The following is a 13,181-nucleotide window of genomic DNA, read 5'->3' as shown; positions in this document are numbered from 1 at the left end:
TTACCAAGGAATTTTTTTGCCATCGTAAGCAATAAACTGGCCCGAAGTCTTCATTGAAAGTTTATCAATTTGACGTTTCATCCCAATCACACTCTCTTCAGCGTCAATGAGCCCATTAGGTCCTCCCATATCTGTTCTTACCCATCCCGGATGAAGCGTAATAAGACTCATGTCATAAGGTTTTAAATCAATCGATAAACTTTTCATGACCATATTAAGTGCAGTTTTGCTTGATCGATAAAGATATTCACCGCCACCTGCATTGTCATCAATACTTCCCATCTTGCTTGTGAGCGATGCTATTTTTTTTAATTCACCTTTTTTAAGGTGGGGAAGAAAAGCCTTTGTCATTTTAAATGCAGCAAGTGTATTAATTTTGAAAGCATCAAGCCATGCTTCATAGTCAATAGCATCGAATGAGCTATTTGGGTAAAGCCCTGCATTATTAATCAAAATATCAATAGATTTTTTTAATGTTTTTGCAAGTTGATCAATTGCCAGAAAATTTTCAACATCAAGAGCTTGAATAGAAATATTTTCAAAAGAAGCTTGAAGTCGATGAAGATCATCATTCTTATTGATCCTTCTTGTGCATGCGATGACTTCATAGTCATCTACAGCATACTGTTTGACGAATTCAAGGCCCAATCCCCTATTCGCACCAGTGATAAGAACCGTATATCTGTTATTTGACATAATTAAAAATCTGAAATGATAAAGGTTTATAATAAATCAAAAACTTTAGGATGTATTGCCATGTTATTAAAGAGATATTGGATATTATTTTTACTCCTTATTACAAATTTAGTTTTCGCAGGCGAGTTCGGAAATTACTGCCTCTTAAGTTTATCTGAAGGAAATTTCCTTAAAACTGACTGTTCGGTCAATGCAAATTATCAAGGTAAGGTTTATTGCTTTGGAAGCGAGGTAAGTAAGGATATCTTTTTAAAAACACCAAATGACTTTATTAAGAAAGCTGAAGTTTTTTACGAAAAAAATAAAGAAATTGATCGTAAAAAGGTATCTCAAGAGGATGTGCTGAAAGAAATCAAAAGTCCTGATTGTGATTTTTCGAATAAAGACTTAGGGTATCTTGATATGAATGGTTTAGACTTAAGTCACTGCAAAATGATTAATACGAGTGTCTTTGGTGCCAATCTTATAGGTGCAAATTTAGCGAATACTAATATGCAAAGAGCTTATTTGAATTTAGCGCGCCTTGAAAAAGCAAACTTTTCAGGGGCTAACTTAACTGAAGCAACTATCTTTCAGGCGATTTTTGGTGACACTAATTTTAAGGGTGCTAATTTAACAAGGGCTCGTATGATCGGCACACTGGGTGCAGTCAATATGTCAGGCGCTACCATCAAAAATGGTCAATTTGGTTTGGATGTTGGCAATCAGCCGATGGGACAAATGAAATTTGATTCAGTGGGCGGTAAATTTTATAAAACAAATTTTGAAGGTGCCGATTTAAATATTGCGAGTTTTTTATTTGGTGATTTAAGAGAGGCGAATTTAAAAAATACGAATATGTATCGCGCTGATCTAAGTAAAGCAGATTTAACAGGAGCTGATCTTACAAATGCAGATTTAACTGATGCCATTGTGGATGGCGCAATTTTTACGAATGTTAAGGGTCTGTCAACAGTAAAAGGGTTTTCTACGGTTAAGGGCAAGTGCCATGATTGTGGTATGCCTTAAATATTAGCGACACCTAAACTTATCCGAATAATAAAATATGCAATACGAGATTTTATTCTTTTAATTAAGTATGATTTGTCCCAGTCCTTTAAGAGAATCTCAGTACCTCCTAATCGAATATCTTCTTCGATATTTTTCTTAAGTTGAGATGCAAAAGATTTATCCCAAATAAAAATATTTGCTTCTCGGGCAAGCAAAAGGCTGAAAGGATCAATATTAGAAGATCCTATAGTCGACCAGGTTCCATCAATTACTGCCACCTTACTATGCATAAAACTTTTTGTGTATTCAAAGATGGCAATTCCTTCTTTTAAAAATTTTCCATAAAAGGCTCGTGTAGCGTTGGATAAGAAATAATCTATTTCGCCCTTTAAGAGAAGCGTTACCGATACACCACGATGTGCCGCTGCAATTAAAGCCCTCTCAAATCTTTTACCTGGAATAAAGTAGGCATTTGCAATAAGTATTTCGTTCTGAGCATTTTCGATAGCATGTAAATAAGCTTTTTCAATATCTTGTCTGTGGCGAAAATTATCACGCTCAATAAAATTAAGTTTTGTGCCATTGGGATATTCCGCTATTTGTTTTTGGAAATTTTTTGGAGTAAATGATTTTTCTAAATGTGACCATGACACTCTTTTCCAAAGTTTCACCATACTTAGGCTGATGAGATGAACGACAGGCCCTTTTAATTGCGCCGCATAGTCAATGCGTGGCCCTTTGCCATTGGGTACATGCATATCATCAATAATATTGATACCGCCGATATAGGCGATTTCATGGTCGATTAAAATCATTTTGCGATGAAGTCGTCTTAATGAAATGCGTTTCATTTGATAAGGTGAAATTTTAGGATGGTAAAAAAGGAAGTGAATTTTAGAGGCCTTGATTTCATTAATAACTTTTTGTGAGAGATCACGGCTTCCGAATCCATCAAGAAGCAAATAAACTTTAATCCCTTTTTGGCTAGCTTCTTTAAGCGCGGTTAAGATTTTCTTACCCGTCACATCATGGCTAAATATATAGGCCTCTATAAAAATACTTTTTCGGGCTTTTTTGATGGATTGAATAACAGCGGCAAAATAATCTTTGCCGTTTTTAAGCAATTCAATTTTGTTTCCTTTGATGTAATAAGGCATAGCGCTTTATTTTAAGGCATAAAAAAAGCGCTTGGGTTTAAACCCAAGCGCTTTTATATAAATAACTAATTCTAAGCTTAGTTAACTGCCGCTTTAAGCGCAGCACCTGCTTTGAATGTTGGAGCCTTACGTGCTGGTATTTTAAGTTCTTTACCAGTTTGTGGGTTACGACCAACTCGTGCAGCGCGTTTAGAAACTTTAAAAGTACCAAAACCGATGAGCGTTACTACGTCACCTTTTTTAAGTGCTTTAGTGATAGCTGCAAGTGTTGCATCAATCGCACGACCAGCGTCTGCTTTTGTTGAACCTGCTGCTTTTGCAACTGCTTCGATTAGTTCGCCTTTATTCATAATTCCTCCAAATGTAAATTAAGATATGTAAGACCATTGAAATGACAGCGTCATAGAAGGTCTAGGCGTACTTTGCATTGATTTTTAAGCCTTGTCAACAGTCATATTCAATTTTTTTCACAATAGATAAGGGTTCCGTCGATATCTACTTAATTCAAAATAAAGCTTTCTTTTCGTTTGATTCTTGTTACAATATTCAAATGAAAAAAATTGTTCCTATTCGAGGTGGTAAAAGACCAGGTGCTGGACGAAAATCAGGCACCGGAAAATTTGGTGAGAAGACAACTTTACTTAGAGTGCCAGAAAGCCAAACTGCTGTGATTTCAAATATCCTAGAGGCTTACGCCAAAAGAAAGATCCAAGAAATTTCTAATGTGGTATCGATTGATTTGGTGAATCAGGCGATGACCAAAACTAAGATTCCTCTATTCGAGCACAAGGTGCCTGCAGGGCTTCCGTCACAAGCAGATGATCATGTTGAGAAAAGAATGGATCTTAACGATTATCTTATTCGAGAAGCTGATACAACCTTTTTTGTGCGCATTAAAGGAAATTCGATGGATAACGCTGGTATTCATGACGATGATGTCGTGATTGTAGATCGATCTCAAGAAGCTTCCATTGGTGATATTGTATTGGCATCATTAGATGGTGAATTTACCGTCAAGACCTTAGCTAAAAATAAAAATGGCTCCCCACGCTTGCTACCTGCAAACGAAGCATTTAGCCCTATTGAAGTTATAGAAGGGATTCAATTTCAAATATGGGGTGTCGTTACAGGTGCTGTTAGAAAATTTAAATAAGTCTGTTTCAATTATAGGTTTTAGGATTCAGCTGAACATAACTTTGTTCAGGCTTGAGTTTAACTAGCCAGCCTTCATAAAAAATTTCACTAAGCTCGGGGTGTATGACAAGTTTAAAAGGAGGCTTTCCACCTCGATAAGTTAATTTTTGACCTTCAGTCATCACATATTTATTTTCTTTACCGTTGCTGTCTAGTATACAAATCGTTTGTGGGCCTTTTGAGATAATGTGAAAGTAATCGCTAGGTTTAAGAGGGTCTGTAGGGGATGATATTTGTGTGATTGGTTTTGAAACTGTTTGATCACACATTTTAATTGCAAGATCCTTAACATCTCTTTTATTTTCTTCTATTTTTTTGATTTGTATAGGAAGCGCTTCAAGGGTTTCTGATTTTTGCTCACCAAGTTTCATTTCATAAGTCGCAATATCATTTGGAAGGGATTCTAAATTGGGCAAATCAACTTCGCGCCCTTCAAAATTTTTGTGAGCGACAGCATACTTCTGATACACGCCAATCAAAAAGTTAGAAATAAAAAGAAAAGTAATGAAGTAAAAAATATAGCGCACTTTAATGTGCGTTTTTGCCCATAGAAAGAATAATTTTATTTTTAATAATAAAAGTATTTTCTTATTGGAGGGCTGTTCTGCGTCAACAACATCTTTGTCGATTTCTGGCTCAGGGAGATACAAAGACTTTGCTTTATTTTTTTTATGTTCAATGACCGCATCAATATCTAGCTCAAGAAAAGCTATATATTTTCTGACTGAAATTAGCTTCATTGGAATAGATACAAACCCATCTTTCTTATTTTCTTCCATCGAGATGATATGTTTACTACTTAAAGTTAACTGACGGGCGACATCCTCCAATGAAAGATTTAAATCTTCCCGCGCCTCTTTTAAAAGATGGCCATGAATAATAATTGAATCGTTTGACATTACATGACTTACGAAAGTAAAGATAAAATAGTATCCTAATAGTAGTATTTTTCAATCATTACTCAAAGATATCAATATCTGAGTAATGATATGATTTATCCAATTAACGACAACCTGTGGAGCTTGCATGAAAACTGAAGAAATTTTAGAGAAAGTTGTATTTAAGAGTCGCTGGATACTGGCACCTATGTATTTAGGTTTAGTAGGTGGTCTCTTATGTTTGTTTGTAAAATTTGGACAAGAATTTTTTCATATAGTCATGACAGTCGTTGACACGCCAGAACGAGAAATCGTTTTGTCTATACTTGCTTTAGTTGATATGACGCTTGTGGCCAATCTTCTCATTATGGTTATTTTTAGTGGCTATGAAAATTTTGTATCTAAAATTGATGTAGATAACCATGAAGATAAACCGCATTGGATGGGTAAAGTGGATTATTCAGGACTAAAGCTTAAATTAATTGGATCCATTGTAGCTATTTCAGCGATTGATCTTTTAAAAGCTTTTATGCATGCATCTACACCAGGCCAGATATTAACGAATACGCAAATGGCTTGGATGGTAGGGATTCATATGACCTTTATTATTTCAGGCGTTCTTTTTGCGATTATGGATAAAATTGCAGAAGATACACCGCATCATTAAACAAGATTAATATGAAGCTTTTTAAATCATCAGATGCGAATGATTTAATTCAACTTCACCAATCCAGTCAATTCGCCTTAGCAGAAAAAAAAGCGAAAGCTTTATTGGAAGATTTTCCGCAAGAAATAATTTTGCATAATGTCTTAGGTGTATCTCTAGAGGCGCAAAAAAAATTCAAAGAGGCGGCAGAGACTTATCGCAATATTTTAAAAATTCAACCTCAATTTGCAGAGATGCAATTTAATTTAGGTTCAGTCTTATACCAAATGGGTGATAGTGAAGATGCAATTCTTCACTATCAAAAAGCAATACAGATTAAACCTGATCTAGTCGTAGCTTACTTTAATCTTGGTATTGCATACCAAAGCCAATCAGAATATGACAAAGCTTTAAGTGCTTATCAAAGAGCGATCGAATTAGAGCCAGGATTCTATGAGGCACATGGTAGTGTAGGCGCTGTCTATCTGGTGCAAGGTGAATTTGATCAAGCCATTCAGTCTTTTAAGCAGTCACTTAAAATCCAAGATCACGCACGAGGTCATTTTAATTTAGGCAATGCCTATCGCAATCAAGGCCATTTGGAAGAGGCGATTCAATCTTACCGAAAAGCGTTAGAGAAGAATCCGCAGGATGCGGAAGTTTGCTCAGTCATCGGCGATGCGTTATGGCACCAAGGCGAAATTGCGGAAGCAAATCACTGGTTAAGGGAAGCTGTATCAATTGACCCAGAAAACCCAATCGCTAATTACAATCTTGCAACATTCCTTCATGACAATAAAAAATTTCAAGATGCCTATGAGTTTTATAAAGCCTCTCAATTAAACGACTGGGAGGAGCGAGCTCTCTATTGTTTATACAAGACAAAACAATTTGATACGTTCGAAAAAGAATTAAGTGTCGCGATGGTCAAAAAAAATACCTCCCCACTTTTAGCAACTCTCTCAACCCACTTTGCAAAAAACTTTCACAAAAAAGATGAGTATAATTTTTGTCCAGACCCACTCCATTTTACGTTTCACGGTCAAGTAGATGCATTAAAAGATCCTAAGGACAACTTATTACAATCACTTTTAAGTGATATTAATGAAGCTGATATTTCAGAGCGAATGCAAAGTCGTTTGGTGAATGGCACTCAATCATCAGGCAATCTTTTTAAAAGAAAAGAATCTTCATTTAAAAGATTGGCACAAGAAATTACATTGCTTATTAAAAAATACTATGACCACTATAAGCATGAAGATTCAATGTTCATTAAGGCTTTTCCAAAAACGATTGAGTTTAGTAGTTCATGGTTTGTCAAAATGCAAACAGGCGGACATCTTTCATCACATATTCATGAGGAAGGCTGGATCAGCGGAGCTGTTTACTTATCGATTCCACAACAAAAAAAACATCCTGATGAAGGTGGTATTGAATTAAGTGTAGATGGCGATGATTATCCGAGAATGCATGATGACTTTGAAAAAAAACTATACCTACCTCAAGTCGGTGATGTTGTTTTCTTCCCATCTTCTGTTTTTCATCGAACGATACCTTTTAGTTCTAATGAAGAAAGAATTTGTATTGCTTTTGATTTAAAACCTGCAAACTTTTAGCGTTGTTGCAATCGCAAAGACATTTTTCTTAAAAATTTCATCGCTACTTTAGGTTCATCAGCGAGCATCATTTCAAGATGTACTTTTGGAATCGCAATGATTTCAGATTCGTTAGAGGTTGACATCGCGGAAGCAATGGTTGGAGTTTCATTTAAGACTGCCATTTCACCAAAATATTCATGCGCTTTTAAAGAGCGTATCACTCGACCGTCTTGAATTAAATTGACTGAGCCTTGAACAATGAAATACACATTATGTTCGCGATTGCCTTGCTCAAAAATCATTGCATTTTGCTTATATATTTTTCCGTAACGTGAAGCAAGATAATGAATGAAAGAGCTTGAAAGGGGAATTGAGTCGTCAAATAATTTTTTTAATAACAGCATATCTTTTTTGTGAAGTGTCGCCATTAACTCTACACCGATTAAATAAGAGGCAATATTCAGATATAACCAGATGAGTGAAATGAAAAGATTGCGCATCCCGCCAAAGAAGGTGCCGTATGAATGACTTAAAGATAAAAAGATATCGAACGTTGAGCGGAGCAGAAGCCAAAAAAAAGCTGTCAGTAACGAACCTAAAATAATATGTTTTACGTCTACCTTAATGGGGAAGAAAAATCGATTAAAAAGAGACAGCGATAAAACAACAAACGAAAATGAACTCATAAAATAAATCATTTGTGAATTAACAAAGCTTAAATATTCACTAAAAAAGACGGCCGTTTTTTGCATGATCATGCCTGATAGCGTGAAAAGAAAGAAAAGAAAAAGAATGCCAATGATAGCGACGATATCTCGAATCTTACTTTTTAAAAATGATGGATTTTCTTCAGTGGCTGAAATAATAAGAAGGCTGGCGCGAAGTGAACTTGTGAGAGGTGTTGCTGCCCACAATAGAATAAGGGTACCTAAGATTCCCCATGCTTTGGTATGGCTTGATATCTTGAATACTTCAAGCATAATTTTTTTACTTATTTGCGGCAAAAGATTGCTGGTGAGAAGTGCTAATTTTCCTAAGGCAAATTCTGAATTGACTAACCAATGACTTAAGAAAAAGAAAATGAGAAGGATCATTGGGATTAAAGCAAAGAGAGAGAAAAAAGAAAGAGATGCAGTTAAACCAAACACATTGTGTCGTTTACAACCTGCTAATGTTTCTTTCATCATAAAAACAGGAAGTGATTCATCTTTTTTTTGATAAAGATTTTTAAAAAGAGGGTGAAGTTTGATCATTACGATAATGTTCTGTAGCTATTTGTAGCTTTGATGAGTTCATGCGTCATAGATGTCTCAGACGCAGAGTGTCCTGCATCAGGCACCATAATAAAATTGGCATGAGGCATATGCTGATGAAGTTCGTAAGCCGTGATCGGTGGACATACCATATCGTAGCGCCCTTGAATGATGGTCGTCGGAATATCTTTTAATTTTTTAACTTCTTCTAATATCTTTTTCCCATCAATAAAACATTTGTCTTTGATGTAATGAAGTTGAACACGTGCGCGTGCAATTTCATTTTGTATATCTTCATCGGTGAGCGTTTTATTTTCTTCTACTTGAGGTAGTAATTTCAAAAGACCACCTTCGAATCGATTCCAAGCAATAGAAGCAGATCCGCTTATTTTTATATCGTTTGAAAATACAAGCGCACTATAATTTTTTATAAGATCATCACGTTGATGCTCTGGCAAGTAATGAAGAAGTGTTCGATGTGCTTCCGGAAAAAAAGCTTTAACCTCATCTAGAAACCAATCAAGTTCACTTATCCGACTTAAGAAGATGCCTCGTAATATAAGTGCTTTGATAGTTTGTGAGTATTGAGTGGCGTATGCTAGCGCTAGAGCGCTGCCCCAGGACCCACCAAAAATAATCCATTGCTTAATATGAAGATGTTCACGAATGGCTTCCATGTCAGATATAAGATCTGCCGTGGTATTGCCATTAACTTCACCTAAAGGTTTACTTTGACCACACCCTCTTTGATCAAAAAGAATGATTTGATAGTGCTTAGGGTCAAAAAACTGACGCTGTTTTGGGTTAGTCCCGCCTCCAGGCCCGCCATGGAGGAAAATAATCGGTTTTCCATGAGGATTTCCTGAAAGCTCGACATACACTTTGTGCCCATGAGGTCGATCTATCCAAGTGGCATGATAGGGGGATATCTCTGGATATAAGGTATATAAAGAGTCAGTTGGCATAGGAAATTTTTGTCTTTCTTATTGATTTTATTAGCTATTTTAACAAAAATTGCTGAAATCAGGTTTTTTGTCAAAAAAGCCACAAAAAAGTGTTAACAAATTGTAACTAAATTGTTGCAATTTAAAAAAAAGAGGCATATATTACTATTCAAGCACAAGTCAAATTGTGCTGAAAGTAAGCCTTCGAAGCACCTTAGAGTCTTTAAAGCGAAACACTTTAAAATTTAAAGTGACAAGAGAGTTTACTTCTTTTAAAACCCTTAGTAAAAACTATGGAGATTTATATGAAAATTAACAAAATCAAGTTAGCTCTTGGTTTAGTAGCTGGTCTATCAGTGGCAATGCCAATGATTGCTTCAGCAGCTGCTGATCAAGAAAAAGCAATTGCTAGTTCTGATAACTGGGCAGCACCACGCGGTGACTACTCAAATCAGGCTTACAGCAAATTAACTCAAATTAACCAAGGTAACGTAAAAAACCTTAAAGCAGCTTGGACATTCGCAACCGGTGTAAACCGTGGTCACGAAGGTTCTCCGCTTGTTATTGGTAACATGATGTATGTTCATACAGCATTCCCAAATAACATCTACGCGCTTGACTTAAACGACAATCAAAAAATCGTTTGGTCTTACTTCCCAAAACAAGATCCATCAGTTCAAGCAGTTCTCTGCTGTGACAACGTTTCACGTGGTCTTGGTTATGGCGACGGTAAAATCTTCTTACAACAAAACGACGGTACATTAGTTGCTTTGGATGCTAAGTCAGGTAAAAAGATTTGGGACGCTAAAATCACTGACCCTAAAGTTGGTGCTACAAACACAAACGCTCCACACGTAATTAAAGACAAAGTTTTAACAGGTTGTTCTGGTGCTGAATTCGGTGTTCGTTGCTTTATCGCAGCTTATACTTTAGACGGCAAGTTAGCTTGGAAAGCTTACTCAACAGGTCCTGATGCTGAAGTATTAATCGGCAAAGACTTTAACAAAGACACACCACTTTACTCAGCATTATCAGTCTATGAAGACGTTAATGGTGGTAACAAACAAGGCGGTTCATTCAAGAAAATTGATACTGCTAAGTTAAAAGGCGGTGAAAAAGATCTTGGCGTTAAAACATGGTTGAAACCACAAGCAGTTAAAGATGGTTGGCAACATGGTGGTGGCTCTGTTTGGGGCTGGTGGCCATATGATCCAAAAACAAACTTAGTGTACTACGGTACAGGTAACCCATCAGTTTGGAATCCAGATGTACGTCCAGGCGACAATAAATGGTCTATGACTGTTTTCGCTCGTGACTTAAACACTGGCGTTGCACGCTGGGGTATGCAAATGACTCCACATGACGAGTGGGATTACGACGGTATTAACGAAGTGATCTTATTTGACAATGGTGGTAAGACATACGCATGGCACCATGACCGTAACGGTTTTGCTTACACATGGCAAGCTGACAACGGCGTTTTAGTTGCTGCAGAAAAAGTACATCCATTTGTTAACTGGGCAACTGACATTGACAAAAAATCTGGTGTACCTAACAAGTTAGCTACAGCTTCTACACACCAAGACTACAATGCTAAGGGTGTATGCCCAGCTGCATTGGGTACAAAAGATCAACAACCAGCATCTTACTCACCTAAGACTGGCCTTATCTACTCACCACTTAACCACGTATGTATGACATACGAACCAGTTGAGTCTAAGTATGTAGCAGGTCAACCATGGGTTGGTGCAACATTAACGATGTTTGCTGGTCCAGACGGTGTAATGGGTGGCTTTGCTGCTTATGATCCAATGACTAACAAAAAAGCTTGGTACAACAAAGAGAAGTTCTCAGCTTGGGGTGGTTCTTTAAATACTGCTTCAGACTTAGTATTCTACGGAACTCTTGATCGTTGGTTCAAAGCTCTTGACGCTAAGACAGGTAAAGAACTTTGGAAATTCCAAGTTGGTTCAGGTGTGATTGGTAATGCATTCACATACACAAACGGTGGCAAACAACACGTTGGCGTTTTATCAGGCATCGGTGGTTGGGCTGGCGTTGCAATGAACCTTGGCTTAACTAACCCAACAGACGCTCTTGGCGCTGCTGGTGGTTATGCTGAACTTACTAAGTACAATGCTGCTCCTGGCGGCGGTGCTTTAACAGTATTTAGCCTATAATTAATCGAAAGATTTTTTATAGAACTAACTGTTAGTTAGTATGTCCTATAAACACCCCGCTTTCGAGCGGGGTGTTTTTTTATAGGGCCCTTGATATTTAACTGGTAAGGAAAAAAAATGTTTAAAAAAATAGTAATGTTTTTATATGTAATGAATTTAGCTTTTGTAGGGAATGCGTTTGCTGTAGGACAGGACCGTGAAGATGGTTTACCTGGGATGCCATATCGAACTCCTACGGATAAAGAATTTAGAGTGTGCGCTGACCCAGAAAATTTGCCTTACTCAAATCAAAAAGGCGAGGGCTTTGAAAATAAAATTGCAGAAGTTTTAGCAAAAGATTTAGGTAAAGAACTGACTTATGAATTTTGGCTCGATCGTCAGGGCTATTTAAGAAACACGATTAATGCGCAACGCTGTGATGTGATTATTGGGATGGGATCAGATGTGGATACATTACGTACCTCCAAACCTTATTATCGCTCTGGCTATGTATTCGTGTATCGAAAATCAAGTAACTACAATATAAAGGATTGGAATTCGGAAGACTTAAGAAAAGGTATTATTGGTATCGTAGGTGAAAGCCCACCGACCATTCCATTGCGCGATTATGATCTTATGGCGAATGCTCGTCCTTACCGATTACAAAGAGATCTAAATTTACCGCCAGGCCATATGATCGATGATTTAGTCGCAGGAAAAATTGATGTTGCTATTATATGGGGACCTCTAGGAGGCTACTATGCAAAAAAAGCTAAGGAGCCTTTAGTGGTTGTTCCGCTTCCTGCGTTTAAATCTGAACGAAATTCATTTGACACTCAAAAGGGTCAAGCAGAATTTAATATTTCTCTCGCAGTTAGAAAGAAAGATAAAGACCGCATGGAAATGGTCCAAGGTGCGCTTGATAGAAATCAATCTAAAATTTTAAAAATTTTAGATGATTATGGCATCCCTCATGTGCCAGTCGTTCTGGGCGATAAGACAGGTAAGTAAAGTTAAAAAAGTCACTCTAAAAGGGTGACTTTATAACAAAAAATGAGTAACATTGCTGTATGTTTTCTTAGATTTTTTGGAAGATAAAACAGCTTATTAGAATTTATATTTTGGAGCGAACACCCTTCAAGATTAACGCAATTTTTAGGAGAAATTATGTTAGTAAAAAAAGTACTCATGTCATCACTTTTAGTTTCTATGATGACAATTGCAGGTATCGCATCTGCTGATGTTTCATTTGTAAAAACAACAGATGGAAGTACATTTAAACTTGATCCAGCACTCTTTGATACGCCGGCAGCAAAAGAATTTTTAGCGACTGGTAAAAATTCTTATGTGGGTAATGCAGAAGCGGTTGCAAAAGGTAAAAAGCTTTTTGGACTTTATTCATGCACTCAATGTCATGGTGGCGATGCAAAGGGTCAAGTAGGCCCAGGTCTCATTGGCCCAACATTCCGTTATCCTAAAGATGCCACAAACAAAGGTATGTTTGAAACTTTATGGCATGGCACAAACGGCGGTATGGGTGGAAAAGGCCTAGGTGTGATGGATGCTACGGATCCTACAAACGGACTTAAAGTCGATGAAATGTTAAAAGTTATTGCATGGGTTCGTGCGCAAGGAACAATTACAGGTAACGAGTAATTTCAAAAAC

The 13,181-nt window shown here is 37.0% G+C and carries 13 protein-coding genes; 7 read left to right on the top strand and 6 right to left on the bottom strand.

Going from position 1 to position 13,181, the window contains the following annotated elements:
• On the bottom strand, window positions 1-696 hold the full coding sequence (locus FIT70_RS05925) for an SDR family oxidoreductase (protein WP_139931147.1): 696 nt from the start codon (window positions 694-696) through the stop codon (window positions 1-3).
• A 15-nt stretch (window positions 697-711) separates the two neighbouring features.
• Between FIT70_RS05925 and FIT70_RS05920 the strand changes: the two genes are divergently transcribed.
• Entirely contained in the window at window positions 712-1,704 is a 993-nt protein-coding gene (locus FIT70_RS05920) for a pentapeptide repeat-containing protein (protein WP_139931145.1), read from the top strand.
• On the opposite strand, the gene clsB is transcribed toward FIT70_RS05920, so the two are convergent.
• On the bottom strand, window positions 1,701-2,843 hold the full coding sequence (gene clsB, locus FIT70_RS05915; RefSeq protein ID WP_139931143.1) for a cardiolipin synthase ClsB: 1,143 nt from the start codon (window positions 2,841-2,843) through the stop codon (window positions 1,701-1,703). The two genes, FIT70_RS05920 and clsB, sit on opposite strands and share 4 nt — an antisense overlap.
• 77 nt (window positions 2,844-2,920) lie before the next feature.
• Window positions 2,921-3,193, bottom strand: a complete 273-nt coding sequence (locus FIT70_RS05910; RefSeq protein WP_028818039.1) for an HU family DNA-binding protein — start codon at window positions 3,191-3,193, stop codon at window positions 2,921-2,923.
• Between the two features lie 200 nt (window positions 3,194-3,393).
• Between FIT70_RS05910 and FIT70_RS05905 the strand changes: the two genes are divergently transcribed.
• Complete coding sequence (locus FIT70_RS05905; RefSeq protein WP_028818040.1) at window positions 3,394-3,996, top strand: LexA family protein; 603 nt, start codon at window positions 3,394-3,396, stop codon at window positions 3,994-3,996.
• Between the two features lie 7 nt (window positions 3,997-4,003).
• Here the strand turns inward: FIT70_RS05905 and FIT70_RS05900 are convergent, their stop codons facing one another.
• On the bottom strand, window positions 4,004-4,936 hold the full coding sequence (locus tag FIT70_RS05900) for a helix-turn-helix domain-containing protein (protein WP_139931141.1): 933 nt from the start codon (window positions 4,934-4,936) through the stop codon (window positions 4,004-4,006).
• Window positions 4,937-5,063: 127 nt separating this feature from the next.
• Between FIT70_RS05900 and FIT70_RS05895 the strand changes: the two genes are divergently transcribed.
• Both FIT70_RS05895 and FIT70_RS05890 read left to right on the top strand, forming a co-directional pair.
• The gene (locus FIT70_RS05895; protein ID WP_028818042.1) at window positions 5,064-5,582 is read left to right on the top strand and encodes a TIGR00645 family protein; all 519 of its coding nucleotides are present in this window, start codon (window positions 5,064-5,066) and stop codon (window positions 5,580-5,582) included.
• 11 nt (window positions 5,583-5,593) lie between these two features.
• On the top strand, window positions 5,594-7,177 hold the full coding sequence (locus FIT70_RS05890) for a tetratricopeptide repeat protein (protein ID WP_139931139.1): 1,584 nt from the start codon (window positions 5,594-5,596) through the stop codon (window positions 7,175-7,177).
• On the opposite strand, the gene FIT70_RS05885 is transcribed toward FIT70_RS05890, so the two are convergent.
• Together FIT70_RS05885 and pip are read right to left on the bottom strand one after the other, a co-directional pair.
• Complete coding sequence (locus tag FIT70_RS05885; RefSeq protein WP_049814300.1) at window positions 7,174-8,412, bottom strand: YhjD/YihY/BrkB family envelope integrity protein; 1,239 nt, start codon at window positions 8,410-8,412, stop codon at window positions 7,174-7,176. The two genes, FIT70_RS05890 and FIT70_RS05885, sit on opposite strands and share 4 nt — an antisense overlap.
• The gene (gene pip, locus FIT70_RS05880) at window positions 8,412-9,377 is read right to left on the bottom strand and encodes a prolyl aminopeptidase (protein ID WP_139931137.1); all 966 of its coding nucleotides are present in this window, start codon (window positions 9,375-9,377) and stop codon (window positions 8,412-8,414) included. Before pip ends, FIT70_RS05885 begins: the two co-directional genes overlap by 1 nt.
• Window positions 9,378-9,661: 284 nt before the next feature.
• Between pip and FIT70_RS05875 the strand changes: the two genes are divergently transcribed.
• The 3 genes from FIT70_RS05875 to FIT70_RS05865 all read left to right on the top strand — a co-directional run bounded on the left by FIT70_RS05875 (window position 9,662) and on the right by FIT70_RS05865 (window position 13,171).
• Window positions 9,662-11,536: a PQQ-dependent dehydrogenase, methanol/ethanol family gene (locus tag FIT70_RS05875; protein WP_139929019.1), complete on the top strand. Its 1,875-nt coding sequence runs from the start codon at window positions 9,662-9,664 to the stop codon at window positions 11,534-11,536.
• Window positions 11,537-11,686: 150 nt separating this feature from the next.
• Window positions 11,687-12,526, top strand: a complete 840-nt coding sequence (locus tag FIT70_RS05870; protein WP_420897695.1) for a quinoprotein dehydrogenase-associated putative ABC transporter substrate-binding protein — start codon at window positions 11,687-11,689, stop codon at window positions 12,524-12,526.
• A 156-nt stretch (window positions 12,527-12,682) separates the two neighbouring features.
• A complete protein-coding gene (locus FIT70_RS05865; RefSeq protein ID WP_028818046.1) occupies window positions 12,683-13,171 on the top strand; it encodes a c-type cytochrome in 489 nt (162 codons plus the stop codon).
• Window positions 13,172-13,181: the final 10 nt, after the last annotated feature.

Source organism: Candidatus Methylopumilus universalis (assembly GCF_006364435.1).
GTDB classification, from domain to species: Bacteria; Pseudomonadota; Gammaproteobacteria; order Burkholderiales; family Methylophilaceae; genus Methylopumilus; species Methylopumilus universalis.
The sequence above is the reverse complement of the archived record's forward strand: the minus strand, read 5'-3'. Positions and strand labels throughout refer to the sequence as shown.

Coding starts and splice junctions, on each gene's coding strand:
- FIT70_RS05925 (WP_139931147.1), bottom strand. CDS start 696: ATGTCAAATAACAGATATACGGTTCTTATCACTGGTGCGAATAGGGGA.
- FIT70_RS05920 (WP_139931145.1), top strand. CDS start 712: ATGATAAAGGTTTATAATAAATCAAAAACTTTAGGATGTATTGCCATG.
- clsB (WP_139931143.1), bottom strand. CDS start 2,843: ATGCCTTATTACATCAAAGGAAACAAAATTGAATTGCTTAAAAACGGC.
- FIT70_RS05910 (WP_028818039.1), bottom strand. CDS start 3,193: ATGAATAAAGGCGAACTAATCGAAGCAGTTGCAAAAGCAGCAGGTTCA.
- FIT70_RS05905 (WP_028818040.1), top strand. CDS start 3,394: ATGAAAAAAATTGTTCCTATTCGAGGTGGTAAAAGACCAGGTGCTGGA.
- FIT70_RS05900 (WP_139931141.1), bottom strand. CDS start 4,936: ATGTCAAACGATTCAATTATTATTCATGGCCATCTTTTAAAAGAGGCG.
- FIT70_RS05895 (WP_028818042.1), top strand. CDS start 5,064: ATGAAAACTGAAGAAATTTTAGAGAAAGTTGTATTTAAGAGTCGCTGG.
- FIT70_RS05890 (WP_139931139.1), top strand. CDS start 5,594: ATGAAGCTTTTTAAATCATCAGATGCGAATGATTTAATTCAACTTCAC.
- FIT70_RS05885 (WP_049814300.1), bottom strand. CDS start 8,412: ATGATCAAACTTCACCCTCTTTTTAAAAATCTTTATCAAAAAAAAGAT.
- pip (WP_139931137.1), bottom strand. CDS start 9,377: ATGCCAACTGACTCTTTATATACCTTATATCCAGAGATATCCCCCTAT.
- FIT70_RS05875 (WP_139929019.1), top strand. CDS start 9,662: ATGAAAATTAACAAAATCAAGTTAGCTCTTGGTTTAGTAGCTGGTCTA.
- FIT70_RS05870 (WP_420897695.1), top strand. CDS start 11,687: ATGAATTTAGCTTTTGTAGGGAATGCGTTTGCTGTAGGACAGGACCGT.
- FIT70_RS05865 (WP_028818046.1), top strand. CDS start 12,683: ATGTTAGTAAAAAAAGTACTCATGTCATCACTTTTAGTTTCTATGATG.